Origin of the sequence: Desulfallas sp. Bu1-1 (assembly GCF_015594625.1) — a bacterium.
Classification (GTDB): Bacteria; Bacillota; Desulfotomaculia; order Desulfotomaculales; family Desulfallaceae; genus JADNRQ01.
In genome coordinates this window covers 72,464-95,288 of the sequence record NZ_JADNRQ010000002.1, presented here as the reverse complement: position 1 = coordinate 95,288, position 22,825 = coordinate 72,464, and the positions used below count along the sequence as shown (strand labels likewise).

The 22,825-nt window shown below is 54.7% G+C and carries 22 protein-coding genes; 20 read left to right on the top strand and 2 right to left on the bottom strand.

Annotated elements, in window-relative coordinates:
• Positions 1 to 10: 10 nt before the first annotated feature.
• On the top strand, positions 11 to 1,012 hold the full coding sequence (gene fliM / locus IT084_RS02970; RefSeq protein WP_195710991.1) for a flagellar motor switch protein FliM: 1,002 nt from the start codon (positions 11 to 13) through the stop codon (positions 1,010 to 1,012).
• Positions 999 to 2,267, top strand: a complete 1,269-nt coding sequence (gene fliY, locus IT084_RS02965) for a flagellar motor switch phosphatase FliY (protein WP_195710990.1) — start codon at positions 999 to 1,001, stop codon at positions 2,265 to 2,267. Before fliM ends, fliY begins: the two co-directional genes overlap by 14 nt.
• Before the next feature lie 176 nt (positions 2,268 to 2,443).
• Here fliY and IT084_RS02960 read toward each other — a convergent pair whose 3' ends face one another.
• Entirely contained in the window at positions 2,444 to 3,754 is a 1,311-nt protein-coding gene (locus IT084_RS02960) for a DUF1015 domain-containing protein (RefSeq protein ID WP_195710988.1), read from the bottom strand.
• Positions 3,755 to 4,075 (bottom strand): nucleotide pyrophosphohydrolase, encoded by a 321-nt coding sequence (locus IT084_RS02955; RefSeq protein ID WP_207744395.1) that lies wholly within the window; start codon positions 4,073 to 4,075, stop codon positions 3,755 to 3,757.
• A gap of 156 nt (positions 4,076 to 4,231) precedes the next feature.
• On the opposite strand from IT084_RS02955, the gene IT084_RS02950 reads away from it, so the two are divergent.
• The 18 genes from IT084_RS02950 to hisF all read left to right on the top strand — a co-directional run bounded on the left by IT084_RS02950 (position 4,232) and on the right by hisF (position 22,759).
• Positions 4,232 to 4,927 carry a hypothetical protein gene (locus IT084_RS02950; protein WP_195710984.1) on the top strand — a complete coding sequence of 232 codons (696 nt, stop codon included), beginning with the start codon at positions 4,232 to 4,234 and terminating at the stop codon, positions 4,925 to 4,927.
• A 139-nt stretch (positions 4,928 to 5,066) separates the two neighbouring features.
• On the top strand, positions 5,067 to 5,609 hold the full coding sequence (gene hpt, locus IT084_RS02945) for a hypoxanthine phosphoribosyltransferase (RefSeq protein WP_195710981.1): 543 nt from the start codon (positions 5,067 to 5,069) through the stop codon (positions 5,607 to 5,609).
• 18 nt (positions 5,610 to 5,627) lie between these two features.
• Positions 5,628 to 7,169, top strand: coding sequence for a glutamine-hydrolyzing GMP synthase (guaA, locus tag IT084_RS02940; protein WP_195710978.1), 1,542 nt, complete (start codon positions 5,628 to 5,630; stop codon positions 7,167 to 7,169).
• 285 nt (positions 7,170 to 7,454) lie between these two features.
• Entirely contained in the window at positions 7,455 to 7,988 is a 534-nt protein-coding gene (gene purE, locus IT084_RS02935; protein WP_195710976.1) for a 5-(carboxyamino)imidazole ribonucleotide mutase, read from the top strand.
• Complete coding sequence (gene purB, locus IT084_RS02930; protein ID WP_195710974.1) at positions 7,985 to 9,277, top strand: adenylosuccinate lyase; 1,293 nt, start codon at positions 7,985 to 7,987, stop codon at positions 9,275 to 9,277. The genes purE and purB overlap by 4 nt, the downstream gene beginning before the upstream one ends.
• Before the next feature lie 23 nt (positions 9,278 to 9,300).
• The gene (purC, locus tag IT084_RS02925; RefSeq protein ID WP_195711403.1) at positions 9,301 to 10,008 is read left to right on the top strand and encodes a phosphoribosylaminoimidazolesuccinocarboxamide synthase; all 708 of its coding nucleotides are present in this window, start codon (positions 9,301 to 9,303) and stop codon (positions 10,006 to 10,008) included.
• Between the two features lie 392 nt (positions 10,009 to 10,400).
• Complete coding sequence (purF, locus tag IT084_RS02920) at positions 10,401 to 11,837, top strand: amidophosphoribosyltransferase (RefSeq protein WP_195710972.1); 1,437 nt, start codon at positions 10,401 to 10,403, stop codon at positions 11,835 to 11,837.
• A 20-nt stretch (positions 11,838 to 11,857) separates the two neighbouring features.
• Positions 11,858 to 12,898, top strand: coding sequence for a phosphoribosylformylglycinamidine cyclo-ligase (purM, locus tag IT084_RS02915; protein WP_195710970.1), 1,041 nt, complete (start codon positions 11,858 to 11,860; stop codon positions 12,896 to 12,898).
• Between the two features lie 353 nt (positions 12,899 to 13,251).
• The gene (gene purN / locus IT084_RS02910; protein WP_195710968.1) at positions 13,252 to 13,860 is read left to right on the top strand and encodes a phosphoribosylglycinamide formyltransferase; all 609 of its coding nucleotides are present in this window, start codon (positions 13,252 to 13,254) and stop codon (positions 13,858 to 13,860) included.
• A gap of 202 nt (positions 13,861 to 14,062) precedes the next feature.
• Positions 14,063 to 15,601, top strand: a complete 1,539-nt coding sequence (gene purH, locus IT084_RS02905; RefSeq protein ID WP_195710966.1) for a bifunctional phosphoribosylaminoimidazolecarboxamide formyltransferase/IMP cyclohydrolase — start codon at positions 14,063 to 14,065, stop codon at positions 15,599 to 15,601.
• Between the two features lie 21 nt (positions 15,602 to 15,622).
• Positions 15,623 to 16,888: a phosphoribosylamine--glycine ligase gene (gene purD / locus IT084_RS02900; protein WP_195710964.1), complete on the top strand. Its 1,266-nt coding sequence runs from the start codon at positions 15,623 to 15,625 to the stop codon at positions 16,886 to 16,888.
• Positions 16,889 to 17,062: 174 nt separating this feature from the next.
• Complete coding sequence (locus IT084_RS02895; protein WP_195710962.1) at positions 17,063 to 17,377, top strand: YerC/YecD family TrpR-related protein; 315 nt, start codon at positions 17,063 to 17,065, stop codon at positions 17,375 to 17,377.
• Positions 17,378 to 17,458: 81 nt separating this feature from the next.
• Positions 17,459 to 18,943 (top strand): histidinol dehydrogenase, encoded by a 1,485-nt coding sequence (gene hisD, locus IT084_RS02890; RefSeq protein ID WP_195710960.1) that lies wholly within the window; start codon positions 17,459 to 17,461, stop codon positions 18,941 to 18,943.
• A 6-nt stretch (positions 18,944 to 18,949) separates the two neighbouring features.
• Positions 18,950 to 20,038 carry a histidinol-phosphate transaminase gene (gene hisC, locus IT084_RS02885; protein WP_195710958.1) on the top strand — a complete coding sequence of 363 codons (1,089 nt, stop codon included), beginning with the start codon at positions 18,950 to 18,952 and terminating at the stop codon, positions 20,036 to 20,038.
• On the top strand, positions 20,031 to 20,630 hold the full coding sequence (hisB, locus tag IT084_RS02880) for an imidazoleglycerol-phosphate dehydratase HisB (RefSeq protein ID WP_195710955.1): 600 nt from the start codon (positions 20,031 to 20,033) through the stop codon (positions 20,628 to 20,630). The genes hisC and hisB overlap by 8 nt, the downstream gene beginning before the upstream one ends.
• 26 nt (positions 20,631 to 20,656) lie before the next feature.
• Entirely contained in the window at positions 20,657 to 21,271 is a 615-nt protein-coding gene (gene hisH / locus IT084_RS02875) for an imidazole glycerol phosphate synthase subunit HisH (protein WP_195710953.1), read from the top strand.
• On the top strand, positions 21,265 to 22,032 hold the full coding sequence (gene hisA / locus IT084_RS02870; RefSeq protein ID WP_195710951.1) for a 1-(5-phosphoribosyl)-5-[(5-phosphoribosylamino)methylideneamino]imidazole-4-carboxamide isomerase: 768 nt from the start codon (positions 21,265 to 21,267) through the stop codon (positions 22,030 to 22,032). The genes hisH and hisA overlap by 7 nt, the downstream gene beginning before the upstream one ends.
• Positions 22,001 to 22,759: an imidazole glycerol phosphate synthase subunit HisF gene (gene hisF, locus IT084_RS02865; RefSeq protein ID WP_195710949.1), complete on the top strand. Its 759-nt coding sequence runs from the start codon at positions 22,001 to 22,003 to the stop codon at positions 22,757 to 22,759. Before hisA ends, hisF begins: the two co-directional genes overlap by 32 nt.
• The last annotated feature ends 66 nt before the right edge of the window (positions 22,760 to 22,825 follow it).

The window sequence follows — 22,825 nt, the reverse complement described above, 5'->3', positions numbered from 1 at the left end:
AGGATGATCAATGCAGGAGATCCTTTCCCAAAACGAAATAGATTCCTTATTGCAGGCGTTGAACACGGGCGAACTTCCGGTGGAGGAATTGGAGCCCACCGGCGCGGCGACAAAAATAAAGAACTACGACTTTCGCCGCCCGAACAAGTTTTCCAAGGAGCATTTGAGAACCCTGGAAATGCTGCACCAGCATTTCGCCAGGCACCTGTCCAGCTTTTTATCGGGATACCTCAGCACCAATATTAGTTTTGAGCTGGCTTCAATTGGGCAGATTATTTACGATGAATTTGTCCGGTCCATCCCCACACCTACCGTGCTCACCGTTTTCGAGTTGTCGCCTTTGAACGGACCGGCCATTCTGGAAGCCAATACCGGTTTTATTTTTCCCGTTATCGATCTGATGTTCGGTGGTAGCGGCACTGCCGGTGATATCAGCAGGGAACTAACTGATATTGAAATCCAGGTAACCAAACGGCTAATGTCGCGCATGCTTGACTATCTGGTCCCCACCTGGCAGGATATCGTGGAGTTGAAACCCGCGGTTCGCTCAATTGAAACCAACCCGCGCTTGCAACAACTGTATTCGCCGAATGACGTGGTGGCGTTATTGACTTTTACGATTACCATGGGGGAAAACGACCAGGGTATGATCAACCTTTGTTTGCCCTATGTGGTACTGGATCCCGTTATTTCCAAGTTGTCGGTACGGCAACAGTTCGTCCGGCAATTCACCTCGGGCACGGAGCAAGATTATAAAAACATTGTGTACTGGTTGAACCAGTGCGAGATGGATATTACCGCTGTAATTGGGGAAACCCGGATAACAGTGGAAGATTTTCTGCAAATCCAGGTCGGAGACGTGATTATGCTGGATAAGGATGTCAACAGCGACCTGCATGTGTTTGTCGGCGACAGTTTGAAGTTTGGCGCGCAGGTGGGGGTAGTGGGCGACAATCTGGCTGTCCAGGTCGTTTCATTAATTGAAAGGGAAGGTAATAATGACGGAAAATAAGTTGCTTCAGCAGGATGAAATAGATGCTTTGCTAAAAGCCGCCGCCCGGGACCAGGAGCAACCCTCGGATCCGGAAAACCGGCAGCCTGGTGAAACACCCGGCATGGACGGGCATATCCACGCCGGTGCACACCTGACCGGCGAGCCGGCTGATGTGCCCCCTACGGGCAACACTGAGGATGACCCGGGCCGTTTCGAACTATTGCCGGAGGAAAAGGACGCCCTGGGTGAAATTGGTAATATTTCCATGGGCTCAGCCGCAACCACTCTTTCGCAACTCCTGAACAGGCGGGTGCTGATCACCAGCCCCGAGGTTATAATTACCCGGCAAAAAGATTTTTTGGGCGGTTACAACGTGCCCTTAATCATCATCAAGGTGCAATTCAAGGAAGGGTTTACCGGTTATAACGTCCTGGTGATTAAACTGCGGGACGCTATGGTCATGGCCAATTTGATGATGGGCGGCGACGGCACTGATTTACCCGATGAAATATCCGAGATGGAAATCAGTGCCGCAGCGGAGGCCATGAACCAGATGATCGGTACTGCTTCCACCTCGCTGGCCGATCTGATGAATAGAAGCATCAATATCGCGCCGCCGGAAACCACCCTGGTGCAGGAAACCGATAAAATGAACGTGGACCTGCCGTTTAACGATCCCATTGTTGTTATATCTTTTCGCATGAACATTGAGGACTTGCTTGATACAAATATCATGCAGATTATTGACATTCAAAATGCCCGGGAACAGGCCAAGCTGCTATTAGAGAATTTTGGACTGTTAGATGCGGGAACAACAGGCGATGGCACGCAGCCAACTTCGGATGTTAAAGAAGTATTACATCAAGATGAGGCACTTTTTAATTGGAAACCGGAGCCGGTAGAGGAGTTAATTCCAGATACCGCTGTTGAACCGGGACAACGTGACGTCCAAAAGGATGCAACGCCGGCGCCGGAAGCGTGGGAGCGGGCGGACACGGCGCATATTGACCCCCAAAAATTGAACCTGCTCCTGGATATACCGCTAAAAGTGTCCGTAGTCCTGGGCCGGACCAAAAAAAGCATAAAGGAAGTTTTGTCCATGACCCCGGGGGCGATTACCGAACTGGAAACCATGGTGGATGAACCGGTTGATGTGCTGGTTAACGGCAAACTGGTGGCCAAGGGCGAAGTGGTTGTGGTCAATGAAAATTTCGGCGTAAAAATCACCAGTATCATCTCCACCCGGGAGAGAATCAACAGCCTGGGCAAATAAACTGCCCATCCCGGCTTGTCTTGTGTAACAAGCCATTTTAACTTTGCATCTGGCGAACCGGTGGTTTCTTCCGCTCCCTTCGCTCCAGAAAGCCACCGGTTCGCCTCTTGCTGTGGCATTTTTTCATGCCTCTGGTGGTCTTCTGATGGTGCTCCTTTTGCGGCATAGTGCCTATTTTAAAACCTGTTTATAACCAGGCCGGTAATCAGCTTTGGATAAAAGAAGGTTGACTTTTGCGGCATTTTCTCCCCGTTACCGGCCACTTCCGTCACTTCCGCAATTAAAGTGGGGTTCATCAGGAAAGCAGCCCGGCACCTGCCTTCATCCACAGCCCGGACAGCTTCCCGGGCGTCCCGGGTATACCGGACAATTTCTCCGCCGGCCAGGGCTTTGTCGTCAATGCCTAGAAAGTTTTCCAGGATCAGTTTTTGCAACACGGATACGTCCAGCTGCCGCCAGGCAGCCGAGTGGTCGGCGGGCATCTTTTCATTAATCACTTTTTGATCCCTTAAAGCCACTGTATATAAATTCCCCCCGCCCAGGTAAAGGCCGAAAACCTGCCGTCTCTTGGTGCCGGCCTGCTCGTCCAGCCCGGCCAGTTCCGCCAGTAACCCGGCAATACCGTCCACGCCGGTCCCCCGGGTCTTTTCAACCTGAAAGTCTTCCTGCAGCACGGAAGGTAATGTTTGCACTTCTATTGCACTGTGCACAATGAGACGGTGTGTGGGCAGGATGACCAGACCGGGGTCAAACAGGTTGACCAGCGTCATCATCACGTAGCCGGCGGCGGGGTTGTCGGGGTTTTCCCGGGCGTAATTCAACGCCGTTTCGTAACGGTGGTGCCCGTCGGCGATAAAGATGCGCTGCGCCGCCATTAATTGTTGCACCTGCCGCACCACCTGCGGGTCATCAACAACCCAGAGCAGGTGCTCGTGACCAAATTCATCGATAAAGCTGACGGCCGGCGGTGAGTTTTCAACCGCTTCATCCAGCAAAACATCAACCTTTCGCTCCCGGTCGCTGTAAAGCCCGAAAATGGGGCTGAAATTGGCGCCGCACGCCCGCATCAGGGCCAGCCGGTCGGCTTTGTGCTTGGGCATTGTTTCCTCGTGGGGCAATACCACCCCGTTTTCATAAGGTTCCAGTTTAACGCCGCAAATAATGCCCGTGCGCACCAGGGATTTATTTTCCACGGTGAATTTCTGCCGGTACAGGTAAACGGCGGGATCTTTCTCCGGGCGCAATACGCCCTCGCATTGCCATTGATTAAAAAATTCAGCCGCGCGGGTATAGCGGTTGTTAGTCTCATTATCTTCATTAAATTTTTTCCCGTATTCCAGGCGAATGATATTGTAGGGGTTGCGGTTGTAATATTCCTCCTGGGCGGCCGCGTCAATCACGTCGTAGGGCGGGGTGACAAGGTCTTTAATGTTTCCTGCTTTGGTTTGGTCGTACCTCAACCCGCGCAAGGGAATAATGGTGGCCATTTAATTTTCCTCCCGGTTTTCAACTTTTCTTGTCCATCTTTCGGAATCACGCTGCCGGTATTTTTCCATTACCTTGTTGAATGCTTTCTCCAAATTTATACCCAGTGAATTGGCGTAACAGATGATGATGAACAGAATATCCGCCAGCTCGAGGGCCAGGTCTCCTTCCGGTTCCTCCGGTTTTTTGGGTTTGGTGCCGAACCGGTGGTTAATCTCTCTGGCAAGTTCGCCCACTTCCTCGGTGAGGCGGGCCAACATGGCCAGGGGCGGCCAGTACCCTTCCTCGAACTGTCCGATCCAGCGGTCGACCTCCCTCTGCATTTCAAGAACGTCCACTACAGAACCTCCCTGTTTATGCAATATTCCTATTTTAACACAAGAGTGGCATAAAAAACAGGATGGCTTTACCAAAAGGAATATTTCCCCCGTTCTCCCCGTATAAATTGTTAAAGCATAATCGGGGAGAGTGAAAAACCATTGGTTAAACAGCGCTGGTTGGTAATTAATCCCAAGTGGCTGATTCTATTTCTGGGCATTGTTTTATTGCTGTTCGGGGTCTACCGCGGTGCGAGCGCCTACCTGGCCAGGGTGCGCGTGCCGCCCGAAGAACTGTTTGCAGCGGCCATGGATAAAACGCTGACCAGTAGTTCTTTTCGTTTCAATATGGTTGTCAAAATCGGCGGTTCGGTAATTTCGGACGTGAAAGGCGAGCGGGTCGCCCCGGACAGTGTTCATATCACCGGTACCATGCAGGATATGCCCGTGGAATTCATCCACACGGGAGACAAAACATTCATCAAGGGCTACTGGTCCGACAACTGGTCCTGCCTGGAGGGCAACAAAATGGCCGACTCGGAACTATTCATCACCGAGTTCAATCCCCTGGGCAACTTTAATTTCAAGGATGTCCCGGTTATTAAAAAGATTAAGTCAGAGGAAGTCAAGGGAACCAAGCTCATAGTACTCGAGCTGCGCCCCATTGTCCAGAACTCGCTCATGGAATTAAACTACGATGATTTTGTCTACCGGGTTTGGCTGGACCCCAAACAGCAGGTGATTAAAAAAGCTCACATCAGTGCAACCGGAAAAAACGGCAGCAAAGATAAGCTGGAAATTACCCTGGAGATGTTTGATTTTAATAAACAAATCAAAATATCGCCCCCCAACATGTAAAGAAAGAGGTGGAATTTGATTATCATTTGGGATACAATATGCTCAGGTAAATGCCCCTCAAGCCCCTCAAACCCCGTATTGACAGTTTTTCAAACAGTTTGTTATAATAACCCAGATTTTGACGTCAGGGGGAGATCCTTTGCACCAGGATGTGGAAAAAATATTAATTTCAGCCGCGGAAATTAAAGAAAAAATAGATGAATTGGGGCGCGCTATTTCCAGGGATTATTCCGGCAAGTACCCGCTGGTGGTCGGTATTTTAAAGGGGGCCAGCGTATTTATGGCCGACCTGATCCGGGCCATGTCCATTGACGTCCAGATTGATTTTATGGCGGTTTCCAGTTACGGGGCCTCCAGCAAATCAACGGGCGTCGTTCGTATTTTAAAGGACCTGGAACAAAATATCGAGGGAAGGCACGTGTTAATCGTGGAGGATATTGTGGATACCGGGTTGACTTTGAATTACCTGTTGGAAATCTTAAAAGCCCGGGGGCCGGCCAGCGTTCGTGTCTGCACCTTGTTAGACAAGCCGTCCCGGCGCGAAATAAACGTTCCGGTGGATTATAACGGCTTCTCCATCCCCGATGAGTTTGTGGTGGGGTACGGGCTGGACTACAGGGAAAAATACCGCAACCTGCCGGAAATCTATGTGCTGAAAAAGGGAGTCTACAAGGGAAGATAATAGGGGGGACCATTAACCATGCCTGTTCCCGAACAGGAACTTGTGATTGTTCTGGATTTCGGCGGCCAGTACAGCCAGCTGATCGCCCGCCGCATTCGCGAGTGTAATGTTTTTTGTGAAATGCTGCCATATATTACTCCTCTGGCGGAAATACAAGCCAAAAAGCCAAGGGGAATTATTTTTTCCGGGGGTCCTTCCAGTGTTTACCAGGAGGGCGCTCCGGTGGTGGACAAGTCTATTTATGAAATGGGCATACCCGTGCTGGGCATTTGCTACGGTATGCAGCTGATGGCATTCCAGCTGGGCGGCAAGGTAGCCCGGGCCGACCGGCGCGAATACGGCAAAACGGAAATTGAAATTACGCCCGGTTCGGGACTTCTGGATTGTATGGGTGAGCGGGGCCAGTGCTGGATGAGCCACGGTGACCTGGTGGAAGCGCCGCCGCCCGGTTTTAAAGTGCTGGCCAGCACTTCAACTGCCCCGGTGGCCGCCATGGCCGACCGGGAACGCCGCTTGTACGCGGTGCAATTCCATCCCGAAGTGGTGCACACACCAAAGGGGCAGGATGTATTACGCTACTTTTTGTTCAACATTTGCGGCTGCACCGGCAGCTGGACCACGGGCTCGTTCATCGAGCAGACCGTGGCCGAAGTAAGGGAAAAAGTAGGCAATCAGAAAGTGATTTGCGCTCTCAGCGGCGGCGTCGATTCCTCGGTGGCGGCGGTGCTGGTGCACCGGGCCGTGGGCGACCAGCTGACCTGCGTCTTCGTCAACCACGGCCTGCTGCGCAAGGGTGAGGCCGAGTCGGTGCAGGAAATATTCCGGGACCGGTTCAACATCAACCTGGTTTACGTGGATGCCCGGGAACGTTTCCTGGGTAAGTTGCGTGGCGTAACCGACCCGGAGCGGAAAAGGAAAATTATCGGTGAGGAATTTATTCGCGTGTTTGAGGAGGAAGCCGCAAAGCTGGGTGAAATAGATTTTCTGGTGCAGGGCACCCTTTACCCGGATGTGGTGGAAAGCGGCACGGCCACGGCGGCGGTGATTAAGTCTCACCATAACGTGGGCGGTTTGCCGGAAGATATGCGCCTGTCGTTAATTGAGCCGTTGCGCTGGCTGTTCAAGGACGAAGTGCGCCGGGTGGGTGAAGAACTGGGTCTGCCGGCCCGCATCGTCTGGCGGCAGCCTTTCCCGGGGCCGGGTTTGGCCGTGCGCATCCTCGGGGAGGTTACCCCCGAAAAAGTGGCCATTTTACAGGAAGCCGACGCCATTGTCACCGAGGAGATTGCCCGCGCCGGGCTGGACCGGGAAATCTGGCAGTACTTTGCGGTGCTGCCGGATTTGCGCAGTGTCGGCGTAATGGGTGACGAGCGCACCTACGCGCACACCGTGGCCGTCAGGGCTGTGTGCTCCCACGACGGGATGACCGCCGACTGGGCCAAAATACCCTACGAAGTGCTGGAACGCATTTCCAATCGCATTGTCAACGAAGTGAAGGAAATCAACCGGGTGGTATATGATATAACCTCCAAGCCCCCGGCGACGATTGAGTGGGAATAACTTGACTGATTTAATGATTATGGGTTAAGATTAAGTTGGAAAGATATTTTAAATAGCCAGTGAGAGAAAGTGTACCTAGGGTTCCACGCCGCGCCCCGGCGGCGGTTCGGACCAAGCGGTACAGGCTGTGTTGCGGGGGTTTCCCAGCCGCAGCTACACCGTTCGGGATAAAAGCCCAGGCGGGTAGGTTTCACTCCAGTAAAACCTGCCCCCGGGCTTTTGTATTTTATACCTGTTTTACAGCATTACTAATAAAAAGAGATTTATTTATCAAGGAGGCAGACAATGAGCGAGCCGTTGGTAGGGATAGTCATGGGCAGTGATTCGGACCTGCCGGTAATGCGGGAAGCGGCGAAGGTGTTGGACGAGTTCGGGTTGCCGTGGGAAATGGTCATATCGTCCGCCCACCGGGCACCGGAAAAAACCGCGGCCTATGCCCGGACAGCAGCCGGTCGCGGTTTGCAGGTGATCATCGCGGGAGCCGGCGGGGCGGCGCACCTGGCCGGGGTAATTGCGGGGCATACACCGCTGCCGGTGATCGGCGTACCGGTTGCCTCCGGCGCGTTAAAAGGCCAGGATGCGCTTTATGCCACTGTGCAAATGCCGCCCGGTATACCCGTGGCCACCGTTGCCATCAACGGGGCCAGGAACGCCGGCATCCTGGCGGCGCAGATCATCGGCGCGGCAAGGCCGGACATTCGGGAGAAAATTATCGCCTACAAGGAGAAAATGGCCCGGCAGGTGGAGGAAAAATCCGCACTGTTGCAGGAATTGGGGATTGACGGGTATTTGGAAAAGATGGGGGGAAACAAGGGTTGATCGAGCGCTACACGTTGCCGGAAATGAAGGCCATCTGGTCACAGGAGAACAAGTATCGCAAGTGGCTGGACGTGGAAATATGCGTTTGCGAGGCGCTGGCCGAAAAGGGCATCGTACCGGCCGAAGCCCTGCGGGAGATCAAGGAAAAGGCCGGTTTTACAGTGGAACGGATCGAAGAAATTGAGGAAGTCACCAATCATGACGTAATTGCGTTCCTGACCTGCGTGGCCGAGCACGTGGGTGACGCTTCCAAGTACATTCACTTGGGTTTGACCTCCTCCGACGTGGTGGATACCGCCCTGGCGGTACAGATCAAGGAAGCGGGCGAACAAATACTGCGGCGCATGGAAAAGTTGCGGGAAGTTTTACTGGACAAAGCCCGGGAGCACCGCTATACCATCATGATCGGGCGCACCCACGGCATCCACGCCGAGCCCACCACCTTCGGGCTGAAAATGCTGCTGTGGGTGGCGGAAACCGAGCGCAACATCGAGCGCCTGAAAAAAGCAGTTGACACCATCAGCGCCGGGAAAATCTCGGGGGCCGTCGGGACCTATGCCAACATCGACCCGTCCGTGGAAGAATACGTATGCGCCAAGCTGGGCCTGAAACCGGCCCGGGTGTCCACCCAGGTGTTGCAAAGGGACAGGCATGCCGAATTCATGACCACCCTGGCCGTGGCGGGCAGTTCCCTTGAAAAGTTTGCGACCGAGATCAGAAACCTGCAGCGGACCGACATCCTGGAGGCCGAGGAATATTTCAAGAAGGGGCAGAAAGGGTCGTCCGCCATGCCCCACAAGCGCAATCCCATCACCACTGAACGGATCAGCGGGATGGCCCGGATCCTGCGCGGCAATGCCCTGGCAGCCCTGGAAAACGTCACGCTGTGGCACGAGCGGGATATTTCCCATTCTTCGGTGGAAAGGGTGATCATCCCGGACAGCACCACCGCCCTGGACTATATGCTTTACAAGTTCACCAACATCATGGAAAACCTGATTGTTTATCCGGAAAACATGAAAAAGAACCTGGAAAGAACTCACGGGCTGATTTTCTCCCAGCGGGTGCTGCTGGCACTGGTGGACAAGGGTTTAACCAGGGAAAAGGCGTACGAGTTGGTGCAGCGCAACGCCATGCGGTCGTGGAATACCGGAACCGGCTTTCAACAGTTGCTGCTGGGCGACGAAGAGGTAATGCGTTTCATGTCCGCGGAGGAGATCAAGGATTTATTTGACTACAGTTATCACCTCAAACACGTAGACGAAATTTACAGCCGTTTCGGCCTGTAAAAACCGGGGAGGAGTTAATAATGATGCAAAAAAAAGAGCTGGTTTATGAAGGTAAAGCCAAAAAGGTTTTCCGCACCGGCAATCCGGATTATTACTGGGTGGAGTACAAGGATGATGCCACAGCGTTCAACGGGCTGAAAAAAGGCACCATCGCCAACAAAGGTGAATTGAACAACCGGATTTCGGCCTATTTTTTCCGCATGCTGGCTGAAAACGGTATCGATTCACACTTTGTCGAGGAAAAATCCGACCGGGAAATGGTGGTCAAGGCGCTGCAAATCATTCCGGTGGAAGTGGTGGTGCGCAATATCGCCGCCGGCAGCCTGGCCAAGCGCCTGGGATTGGAAGAGGGGACCATACTGCCGCATACGGTGGTGGAATATTATTACAAGAGCGACGAACTGGGCGACCCCATGATCAACGACGACCATATCCGGGCCTTGAGCCTGGCCACCCCCGAGCAGATGGCCCGGATCAGGGAAATAGCTTTAAAGGTCAACGATGTGCTGCGCTCCCACCTGGCCGAGCGGGAGTTGGATCTGATTGATTTTAAATTGGAGTTCGGCTTGCATAAAGGAGAATTGCTGCTGGGCGATGAAATTTCCCCCGATACATGCCGGTTCTGGGATAAAAATACCCGGGAGAAGCTGGACAAGGACCGTTTCCGCCGGGACCTGGGGAACGTGGAGGAAGCATACCGCGAAGTTTACCGCCGCCTTACCGGCCGGTAAAGTGGTGGTAGGTAGTTAGTGGTTGGTGGTTGGAAAATTTTTTTATTATTGATTTCACTGCAAAAACATCACAGCTACAGGCGATCCGGCGGATTTCTGGAGTGAGTGGAGCACTGGATGCGGAATAGCGATCAGGGGACACACCTCCTCTTTAGGGCAAAGCTTTGGGGTCGGAGGTATGTCCCCAACGATACCGTCATATCCTCAAAGCCGTGACCCCTTAGCGGCGTGAAGAAGTAGTTGGGCAGTAAGTTGCAAGCGTTAGCTAAAAGTTGCTCCAACCATTTAGGTAAAATTGCGAAACGAACGGAGGAAACCGCCGGAGCGCCAGATACGAGTACCGGTTTTTGCAGCAAAATCATTATTTAAATTTAATGCTGGGGGAGATAGTTATGGCAGGTTGCCGGCCCGGATCAACAAACGGAATATTGTTGCCGGACAAGCCCAGGGAGGAATGCGGCGTTTTCGGCATTTACGCCCCGGGGCATGACGTGACCAGGCTTACGTATTACGGCCTTTACGCATTGCAGCACCGCGGGCAGGAAAGCGCCGGCATCGCTGTCGCCGACGGTAAAAAAGTACAGCTGTACAAAGGGATGGGCCTGGTGTCGGAAGTGTTTTCCGGAGACCAGTTGAACAACCTGCGCGGGCATATCGCCATCGGCCACGTGCGTTACTCCACCACCGGCGCCAGCCACCCCGTCAATGCCCAGCCGCTGTTGTTCCGCTATGCCGGGGGCATGCTGGGTCTGGCGCACAACGGCAATCTCACCAATGTTACCGAACTGCGCAGCCGGCTGATGGCCACCGGCTCGGTTTTTCAATCCTCAACCGACAGCGAGGTTATTGTCAACATTATCGCCAGGTCCGCGCAAAACGGCCTGGAAGACGCTTTAGTCAAGTGCATGATTGACATTAAGGGCGCGTATTCACTGGTCATCATTACGGAAAACAAGCTTATCGCCGTGCGCGACCCGCACGGGTTCCGCCCGTTGTGCCTGGGCACGCTGGGTGAGGGTTACGTGGTGGCCTCTGAGTCTTGCGCCCTTGACACTGTGGGGGCCGGGTTGATCCGGGATGTGCAGCCGGGTGAAATCGTGGTTATGGACGAAAACGGCCTGGAGTCCATCCAGGTGCTTAAACCGCGCAAGCGCGCGCACTGCATTTTCGAGTACATTTACTTTGCCCGCCCGGACAGCTTTATTGACGGCTTCAACGTCAACATGGTACGGCGGGAAATGGGCAGGGTGCTGGCCGGTGAATACCCGGTGGATGCGGATATAGTCATACCGGTGCCCGATTCGGGAACGGCGGCCGCCCGCGGTTTTGCCGAAGCTTCAGGGATCCCCTTTGAGGAAGGCTTGATGAAGAACCGCTACATCGGCAGAACTTTCATTCAGCCCTCCCAGGAAATGAGGGACCTGGGGGTAAGGCTTAAGCTTAATTCGGTGCGCGAAGTTTTAAACGGTAAAAGAGTGGTCATGGTGGACGATTCCATCGTACGGGGCACCACCAGCGGCAAAATCGTGGCCATGCTGCGCGATTGCGGGGTCAAGGAAGTGCACATGTGCCTGAGTTCGCCGCCCATTACCAGGTCCTGCTATTACGGGATCGACACTTCCAACGAGGACGAACTGATTGCCGCCCGGTTATCCCTGGAGGAAATTTGCCGCTCCATAGGCGCCGACGGCCTGTATTACCTGTCGCTGGACGGGCTCTTAAACATATTCGGCAACTCCCGGGACAACTTCTGCACTGCCTGTTTTGACGGCAACTACCCAGTGGAGGTGGCCAAACCCAAGGAAACCGGAAAATACAGCCTGGAATGATCATGGAAACGGGGGAAATTATGTCCGAGCAAAAACCGATCACCTACGCGGATACTGGCGTTAATATCGACGCGGGGAACCGCGCCGTGGAGTTGATGAAAAAATCGGTCCGGAGCACCTTTCGGCCCGGCGTGCTCGCGGGTATCGGTGGTTTTGGGGGGCTTTTTCAAATGGATACCGCAAAGTATCACGAGCCCGTCCTGGTTTCAGGCACCGACGGCGTCGGCACCAAGCTGCGCGTGGCTTTCATGCTGGATAAACACGATACTATTGGTATTGACGCTGTGGCCATGTGCGTCAACGATATTTTAGCCCTTGGAGCGGAGCCGCTGTTTTTCCTGGATTACCTGGCCATTGGCCGGCTGGAACCGGAAAAGGTGGCGGATATCGTGGCCGGAGTAGCCGAGGGCTGCCGCCGGGCCGGCTGCGCCCTGATCGGTGGGGAAACCGCCGAAATGCCCGGCTTTTACGGGGATGGCGAGTACGACATCGCAGGATTTGCGGTGGGAGTAGTGGAAAAAAAAGATATCATTGACGGCAGCGCGATTACACCGGGCGATGCGGTGATCGGCCTGCCTTCCTCGGGGCTGCACAGCAACGGCTATTCCCTGGCCCGCCGCGTGCTGCTGGAAATGGTTGCCGGCAGGGTTGAACAAGTGGAACGCGAGCTGGGTTGCACCGTGGGCGAGGAATTGCTGCGTCCGACGCGGATCTACGTGCCGGTCGTCCTGCCCCTGCTAAATAAATTTAAAATAAAAGGAATTGCCCATATCACCGGCGGGGGACTGGTGGAAAACGTGCCCCGCATCCTGCCGCCGGGAACCGCCGTGGAAATTGATACCGGCACCTGGGAGGTGCCAGCCGTTTTCAGGATTATTGCCCGGGAGGGCCCCGTTGATGCCGCCGAAATGTACCGGGTCTTCAACATGGGTGTTGGCATGGTGCTGGTGGTGGAAAAAGAGCTAGCCGGTGATGTGATAGACGAACTGAACAGGTGCGGTGAAGACGCAAGGCTGGTGGGCCGGGTTACAGAAGGAGACGGTAAGGTGCACCTGTTATAATTGTGATTTTGCTGCAAAAACACCACAGCGGCAGGTACTCCGGCGGATTTCTGGAGTGAGTGGAGCACTGGATGCGGAAAAGAGGTCAGGGGACACACCTCCTCTTTAGGGTCATGGCTTTTTGGTCGGAGGTATGTCCCCAATAACACGTCATATCCCCAAGAGCCATGCCCCCTTAGGGCGTGAAGAAGTAGTTAGGTCCCGCTCTCAGCTGACCAGCTGAGTGCGGGATTGCAAGCGTTAACTACAAGCTTCACCGGCCTCAAGGGTAAAATTGCGAAACGAACGAAAGAAACCGCCGGAGCGCCGGATACAAGTACCGGTAATCATTTTATTACTCTCGGGGGGAGAATATGAACAAGTTGAATCTGGGGGTGCTGGCCTCGGGCCGCGGCTCCAACCTCCAAGCAATTATTGACGCCTGCGCCGCTGGAAGGCTGCCGGCCAGGGTGGCGGTTGTCATCAGCGACAATGGGAACGCCTTCGCCCTTGAGCGGGCCCGCCGGGCGGGCATACCCGCGGTGCACGTAGACATGGGGGATTTTCCCGGCAAAGCGGAGTACGAGCGTCAAATAGCCGGCGTTTTGAAGGAACACGGGGTGGACCTGGTTTGCCTGGCCGGGTACATGAGGCTGGTGGGAAACGGATTGCTGGACGCTTTCCCCGGCCGGATCATGAACATTCACCCCGCCCTGCTGCCCGCCTTCCCCGGCCTCCACGCCCAGGAACAGGCCTGGTGCTATGGGGTGAAATTCAGCGGCTGCACGGTGCACTTTGTGGACGAGGGAATGGATACCGGCCCCATCATCCTGCAGGCGGTTGTGCCCGTTTATGACGACGATACCGCGGACACCCTGGCGGAGCGCATTTTGGAGCAGGAACACAGGATTTACCCCGAGGCGATCAGGCTTTTCTGTGAAGGCAAGCTGGAGGTCAGGGGTCGGAAAGTTTATATTAAGTAGGCGTTGAACATTCTACCGGTTTCCCACCCGCCTCCATTGTGCTGAACAAAGGAATGTTGGGGCACAGACCCCGGGAGACATGATAGTGTGAGCAAGGGGTGAATTGTGGATTGGACCGCCCAGGTTGATAAATTTTTGAAAAGCGCAGTTAATAAGAGCTAGTTAAAGCTTTATTGAAAATATTGAGATAGGAGGTAAAAAGATGGCGATAAAACGGGCGTTAATCAGCGTCTCCGATAAGAGCGGGCTGGTGGAGTTTGCGCGGGCACTGGCCGGTGCCGGCATTGAGATAGTATCGACCGGCGGCACGGCCAGGACCCTGCGCGGAGCCGGCATACCCGTCACTTACATAACGGATGTTACCGGTTTTCCGGAAATCCTGGACGGCCGGGTGAAAACACTCCACCCCCGGGTACACGGCGGCATTCTGGCCATGCGTACGGACGAGCACCTGGCCCAATTAAGGGAACATAACATTACCCCCATCGACCTGGTGGTGGTGAACCTTTACCCGTTCAGGGAAACGGTGGCCAAACCCGGAGTTACACTGGAAGAGGCCGTTGAAAATATTGATATCGGCGGGCCTGCCATGGTGCGCGCGGCGGCCAAGAACTACAGGTATGTACTGGTGGTGGTCAGCCCGCAGCGCTACCCGGAGGTGCTGGAGGCCGTCAAACGCGGCGAAATCAGCGAGGAATTTCGCCTGGACCTGGCCCGGGAAGCCTTTGCCCATACCGCCGCATACGACAGCGCCATTGCAAATTACCTTTCCGCTCTCAACAAAACGGACAACGTTTTTCCACCTGTTTGGCAAAGCCGGTACAACCTGGTCCAAACCTTGCGGTATGGTGAAAATCCCCACCAGAGCGCGGCGTTTTATCACGACCCGTCGGTAACCGGGGCTTGCGTGGGCAATGCCGTGCAACTGCACGGCAAGGAACTTTCCTATAACAACATTTTGGATTTGAATGCCGCCCTGGAGGCGGTGAGGGAATTTGCTGAAACTTCCGCCGTCATCGTCAAGCACAACAACCCGTGCGGTGCGGCCAGCGCCGGTACACTGGTGGACGCCTATAAAATGGCGTACGAAGGTGACCCTGTGTCGGCTTTCGGCGGCATTGTCGCTTTTAATGCCAAGGTGGACGCGGCCACGGCCGAAGAAATGAACAAAATATTCCTGGAAGCTGTAATCGCCCCGGATTACGACGAGGACGCCCTGGCCATTTTAAAACAAAAGGAGAATTTACGCATTCTGAAAACCGGCCCGTTAAATGAAAGCTCCGACCGCTTTGAATTGCGCAAAGTCAACGGCGGTTTGCTGGTCCAGAATTTTGACCGGGGCGTGGTGGACAGGGACAGGATGAAGGTGGTTACCAGGCGCGCTCCCGGTGAGCAGGAGCTGGAGGACCTGCTGTTTGCCATGACCGTGGTTAAACATGTTAAATCAAACGCAATCGTGGTGGCCAAAAACAAAAAGGTGCTCGGTGTGGGCGCCGGCCAGATGAACCGGGTCACCTCGGCCCGCATCGCCTTGAAACAGGCGGGAGAAGCGGCCAGGGGAGCCGTTCTGGCTTCGGACGCGTTTTTCCCGTTCTCCGACACCCTGGAAGAAGCGGCGGCGGCAGGGATCAGCGCCGTGATCCAGCCCGGCGGTTCCCTGCGTGATAACGAATCCATAGAGGTGGCCGACAAAAACGGCATTGCCATGGTCTTCACCGGCATGCGCCATTTCAGACATTAATTCTTTTCAGGGGGAGATAACTTGAAGGTTTTAATCGTGGGGGGCGGGGGCCGGGAGCACGCCCTGGCGTGGAAATTGAGCCGTAGTCCCCGGGTGAAAAAGATATTCTGCGCGCCGGGCAATGCCGGTATTGCCGAACTGGCGGAATGTGTGAACATCAATGCTGAAAATGTACCGGCCATCCTGGATCTGGCCCGGCAGCACAAATTCGACCTGACCGTGGTGGGGCCGGAGGCGCCCCTGGTGGCCGGCCTGGTGGACGCGATGGAAAAAGAGGGCTTCCCGGTGTTCGGCCCCCGGCAAAGGGCCGCGGAAATCGAGGGCAGCAAGGTCCTGGCCAAGGAAATCATGCAAAAATACAGCATCCCCACCGCCCGGCATGCCGTTTTTGAGGACGCCGAAGCAGCACAGGAATACATTAAAAAAACAGGCGCTCCCTGCGTGATCAAGGCCGACGGGCTGGCTGCCGGTAAGGGTGTTATCGTTGCGGAGGACGAGCAGACTGCCCTGTCAGCGGTGCATTACATTATGAAGCAGAGGGCTTTCGGGGCGGCGGGCAACCGCGTTGTGGTGGAGGAATGCCTGCGGGGCGAGGAAGCCAGCATGCTGGCTTTCACCGATGGTGAAAACGTGGTGCCCATGATTCCCGCCCAGGACCACAAACAGGTCTACGACAACGACTGCGGGCCCAACACCGGGGGGATGGGAGCTTACGCGCCGGCGCCGGTTATCACTCCGGAGCTGAGGCAGGAGGTTGTGGATAAAATATTGATTCCCACCGTGCGCGGTTTGGCTGCCGAGGACCGCCCGTACCGCGGGGTGCTTTACGCGGGACTGATGATCACGGACAGGGGCCCGCAGGTCCTCGAATTCAACGCCCGGTTCGGCGACCCCGAGGCCCAGCCCATCATGATGATGCTGCAATCGGATTTGGTGGACGTGATTGAAGCGCTGCTGGCCGGTGAATTAAATAAGATCAACATCGGCTGGAATGACGGGGCATCGGTTTGCGTGGTGCTGACCTCCCAGGGCTACCCCGGCGAATACCGCAAGGGGGAAATAATTTCCGGCCTGGATAATTTGCCGGAAAACGTGGTGGCTTTTCATTCCGGTACCGCCCTGAAGGGCAACCGGGTAGTTACGGCGGGCGGCCGCGTAATCGGCATCACCGCCAGGGCTGCAAGCATTCCGGAAGCCATTGAGCTGGCCTATCAGGGAGTATCCAAAGTGCATTTCAACGATATGCATTACCGCAAGGATATCGGTAAAAAAGCTCTGGCCAGATGACGATTTGCGCAAGTCAAAAATAATTCGGGATATCCGGTCGCAAGACCGGTTATCTTTTTTTGTTTAACACTTTGCCATGTGAAAGGATTTGACGGTTTGCCAGCGAATTGCATATAAGAAAGGTAGAAATAATAACCTAATTGGGAATTAAATTGTTTCCGGGAGGAAAATCGAGTGACTTATACCGGAAAACTGCGGGAACCTTTAATCGACCAGCTTTTTCAGGCGATAATGCAGTTAAAGAACATCGACGAGTGCTACCAGTTTTTTGAGGATGTCTGCACGGTGGCCGAAATAAAATCAATGGCCCAGCGGCTGGAAGTGGCCAGAATGCTGCAGGCCAACTTTACTTACGGCGAGATTGCCTCGCGCACCGGGGCCAGCACTGCCACCATCAGCAGGGTTAAAAGGTCGTTGAATTACGGGGCGGACGGTTACAAGATCGTGCTGGAAAGATTAAACCCTGTGAAAAACGAGCGGGTGGAATAGCAAAAAAATGTTGACAGTAACATGGGGGTAATTTAATATTTTATTATGTTATTGCTTTAACGTATTAAAGGAGGTGCTTTATTGATTCAAGTGATCAGACCGGGGGATGATGCTCTCACCGGTTTATTACATAAAAGAACCCTTGACCTGGAAAAGGTTGACGATGCGGTAAGGGATATCGTGAATTCTGTTAGAACAGGCGGGGATGAAGCGTTATGCGCCGCCACCGCCCGGCTTGACGGTATTCGCCTGGAGGCGTCCGGCATCAGGGTGGGGCCGGATGAGATCGAGGCCGCTTATAACAGCATGAGCGAGGATTTTTTGGTTGCCCTGCGCAAGGCTGCCCAAAACATTGTGCAATTTCACCGCAAACAGCTCAGAAATTCCTGGATCGACCCGCAATCCGACGGCACACTGCTGGGACAGTTGCTTCTGCCCCTGCGCAGGGTGGGCATATACGTGCCCGGGGGCAAAGCCTCCTACCCCTCCTCGGTTTTAATGAACGCCATTCCGGCCGCTGTGGCGGGAGTGCGGGAAATTGTGATGGTTACCCCGCCCGGCCGCAACGGCTCGATTAACCCCCATACCCTGGTGGCCGCAGCCGAGGCCGGCGTCACGGAAATCTACCGCGCAGGCGGAGCCCAGGCAATTGCCGCGCTGGCTTACGGAACGCAGACCATAGCAAAGGTGGATAAAATAGTCGGGCCCGGCAATATTTATGTCACTGCGGCCAAACGCCAAGTTTTCGGCATGGTTGACATTGACATGCTGGCCGGGCCGAGCGAGGTGCTGATCATCGCGGACGAAACGGCCAGGCCGGAATTCGTTGCTGCGGACATGCTGGCCCAGGCGGAACATGACGAGATGGCTTCCGCGGTCCTGGTGACCCCGTCCACCCGCCTGGCACAAAATGTTCAACAGGCGCTCATCGACCAGTTGAAAAATTTAAACAGGCGGGAGGTGGCAGAAAAATCCATTAGAGAAAGGGGAGCCATCGTCATCACCGGTACACTGGCCGAGGCCGTGCAAGTTGCTGATTCTTTCGCTCCCGAACACCTGGAGTTGCTGGTGCGCGACCCCTACATGTGGCTGGGCAAGCTGGGCAACGCCGGGACGATTTTCCTGGGCCAGTATTCACCCGAACCGGTGGGTGACTATTTTGCCGGGCCCAACCACGTGCTGCCCACGGGCGGTACGGCCAGGTTTTTTTCACCGCTCAATGTGGACACGTTTATGAAAAAAACCAGTATCATCGGCTATTCTCCCAGGGCGCTGCAGCGGGACGGCAAATACATTGTCACCCTGGCCATGATGGAAGGGCTGGACGCCCATGCCGCGGCCGTCAAGATCAGACTTGCAGCACAACCCGGAAATGAAGAAGTACAACCGAAGAACGGCGCAGCACCAACTCATTACTCCGCAGTTCCCCAGAGTGATCTGGGTGCCAGGGAACTGCCGGGTTGGGAGCGTTTTAAACCGGGCTTCGGCAGCCTGCACAGTGTTGATGCGGGCGGCTTCAATGGTTTCAACAATGATCACGGCGGAAACAAAAAAGAAAGGGGTTGATTTCGGGTGAGCTATGTTTTTAATCCGGAGGGGCTGGTTCGGGATTGCTTGAAGGAATTGACCCCGTATCATTCTGTAGCCTACCCCGGTGTAATTAAACTTGATGCCAACGAGAACCCCTTTGATTTTCCGCCGGAAATCACCCGGCAAATGTTTGCCGCACTGGGTCCCCAGTCTTTTACCCGCTACCCCGATGCGATGGCGGAAGAACTGCTGCGGGAGCTTGCTTTGCGTCGCGGTGTCCCGGCGGATCACATTATGGCGGGAAACGGGTCGGACGAATTAATTCTCAACATAATGCTTACTTTCGGAGCCGGCAACCGGGTGATTATCGCCACGCCGACCTTTTCCATGTACGGCATCCATGCCAGAGTGTCCGGAGCGGAAGTAGTGGAAATAAACAGGGAAGATGATTTCGACCTGCCGGTGGAAAAAATTATCCAGGCCGGCGACGGTGCCGGCCTGGTGGTGATCTGTTCCCCCAACAACCCCACGGGCAACTCGGCGACCGCGGAGCAATTAACCTCAATTCTGGGCAATTGTCGCTGCCCGGTGGTGGTGGACCAGGCGTATGTTGAATTTGGGGGAGCCGACTTTTTACCTTTACTGGAGAAACACCCCAACCTCGTTATTTTACGGACCTTTTCCAAGGCATACGGCCTGGCGGGCTTACGGGTGGGTTACCTGCTCGCCCGGCCCGAAGTACTACGACTTTTGCATAAAGTTAAACAGCCTTTTAACCTGAATACTTTTTCCCAACTGGCCGCACTGGCGGTACTGCGCAACAGCGGAATCTTTGCCCGGCATGTGGAACAAATCGTGGCCGCGCGCGAGCAATTATTCGCCGGGATGCAACAAATTCCGGGCGTGCGGGTTTACCCGTCGGACGCCAATTACCTGTTGTTCAGTACAAATTATTCGGCCTCCGACATTTTTCATGGCCTGCTGGGAAAAAAGGTACTGGTGCGAAACTTCGGCGACCCCTTATTATCCGGTTACCTGCGCGTTACCGTGGGCCGGCCGCGGGAAAACGAAATATTTTTACAGTCTTTGCGGGAGGTTATTACCACCCTGGGGGAGAACATTGATGAATAGACAAAATGCTCGCCAAGCACAAATCAACCGTACAACGGTCGAAACCAGCATTTCGGTCTCTGTTGACCTGGATGGGAACGGTAGCGCCGCGGTCAACACCGGGGTGCCCTTTTTGGACCACATGCTGGTGTTGCTGGCCGCGCACGGAGGACTGAACCTGGAGCTGGAAGCCCGGGGCGACGTGGCGGTGGACGCGCACCACACCGTGGAGGACGTGGGTATCTGCCTGGGACTGGCCGTAAAGGAGGCGCTGGGTGATAAGAAAGGGATAGAAAGATACGGCCACGTCCTGCTGCCCATGGACGAGTCCCTTGTTGCGGTGGCTCTCGATTTCAGCGGGCGCGGTTATCTTGGCTTCGATGTGCCTTTGCCCGTGCCCCGGGTTGGTAATTTCGATACGGAACTGGTGGAAGAATTTTTGCGCGCATTCGCCGTTAACGGCGCGCTGACCCTGCATGTGCGGCTGCTGGCCGGTAAAAACACCCACCACATCATTGAGGCTGTCTTCAAGGCGCTGGGACGGTCCATCCGTTTAGCCGCCGCGGTTAAAGACCCGGCGGGAGGGGTACCTTCCACCAAAGGCGTGCTTTAATTAATTTTGGGGGAGAGGAAAGTGTTTTGATTGGCATTATTGATTATGGTATGGGCAACTTGCGCAGTGTGGCCAAAGGCTTTGAGAAAATGGGCATAAGCGTGGAAGTAACCGGTGACCCGGCAACACTGGACAAGTTCGGCGGCGTGGTTCTACCCGGCGTCGGGGCCTTTGCCGACGCTATGCGTAACCTGCAACAGCTGGGTATGGTGGATGCAATATACAGGTTTATCAAGGAAGGAAAACCGTTCCTGGGCATTTGCCTCGGCCTGCAGCTATTGTTTGAATCCAGCGAGGAATGGGGCAACACCGCGGGTCTGGGGATATTTCCCGGGCGGGTGTGCAAATTGCCGCCCGTGCTGAAGATCCCGCACATGGGCTGGAACACCCTGTCCATAAGGAACAAGAATTGCCCGCTGTTTGCGGGAATTCACGACAACGCTGCTTTCTATTTTGTGCATTCTTATTATGTTGAACCTGCCGCCCCTGAACTTGTGGCAGGTACCACCGAATATGGAATTGAGTTTACTTCCGTCGCGGCTAAAGATAATGTGTTCGGTATTCAATTTCACCCGGAAAAAAGCAGCGCCCTGGGCCTGCGCATTTTGCAAAACTTTGGGAGGTTGGTTGAAACATGTTGATTATCCCGGCTATAGACCTGCGGGCTGGGAAGTGTGTACGCCTGGTGGAGGGTAAATTGGACCGTATGACGGTTTATTCCGATGACCCGGTGGCCGTAGCCCGTATGTGGGAAGGCAGCGGCGCCCGTTACCTGCACGTGGTGGACCTGGACGGCGCCTTTGCGGGAACGCCCAGAAACCTGGAAACCATCGGTGATATCATCCGGGCGGTCAATATCCCGGTACAAGTAGGGGGAGGCATTCGCGACCTGCAAACGGTGGAAAAACTTTTGCAAATGGGAGTGTCCAGAGTTATCCTCGGCACGGTGGCCATTCGCAATCCCGCGCTTGTGGCGGAAGCCTGCGCCCGCTTCGGGGATCACATCGTAGTAGGCATTGACGCCCGTGACGGCAAGGTGGCCATTGAAGGATGGGGGTTGACTGCGGAAAAGGACACGCTGGAACTGGCCGGTGAGGTTTACCGGATGGGCGTAAACCGGGTTATTTTTACCGACATTTCCCGGGATGGCACATTAAAGGGCCCGAATCTGGAGGCCATTAAAAAGCTGGTTCAGGCAAGCAAACTTAAAGTAATTGCCTCGGGCGGGGTATCCACCATCGAAGATATTATTGCGCTCAGCCAGCTTGAGTCAATGGGAGTGGAAGGGGTCATCATCGGCAAGGCCCTTTACGCCGGCACGGTTAGTTTTGACGAAGCGCTGGCGGTGGGGGGGGGAAAAGGTCGATCTCATGTTGATGAAACGAATTATACCCTGCCTTGATGTCACCGGCGGTCGAGTGGTCAAGGGCACCAATTTCGTTAATTTGCGGGATGCGGGAGACCCGGTGGAATTGGCCGCGTTTTATGACCGGGCGGGTGCCGACGAACTGGTATTTTTGGATATCACCGCTTCCGCCGAGGGGCGAAAAACTGTTCTGGACATGGTGTACCGAACCGCGTCCGAGGTGTTTATTCCGTACACCGTGGGCGGCGGCATCAGCACTCTGGAGGATATCCGGGAAATGCTTTCCGCCGGAGCGGACAAAGTATCAATAAACACAGCCGCTGTGAAAAACCCGCGGCTAATCGCCGAAGCTTCGGCCAGGTTCGGCAGCCAGTGCATTGTGGTGGCGATAGACGCGCGTAATGTGGGCGGGGAAAAATGGGAAGTATATATCCACGGGGGACGTACCCCCACCGGTATTGATGCGGTGGCCTGGGCGGTGGAAGTGGAACGCCTTGGGGCGGGGGAAATTTTGTTAACCAGCATGGACAGGGACGGAACCAGGGATGGTTACGACATTCCGTTAACCCGGGCCATCGCCAGGGCGGTAAACATACCTGTCATCGCCTCCGGCGGCGTGGGAAACCTGGAGCATATTCTCACGGGCCTTACCGCAGGTGAGGCCGACGCCGCGCTGGCAGCTTCCATTTTTCACTTCGGCACCTATTCCATTGCCGAAACAAAACAGTTTTTGGACAAGCACGGGGTACCGGTAAGAATTTAGTTACGCGGTATTATTAAATGAAAAACACCACAAATAATGAACACCGGGGAAAAGTACCATTAATTA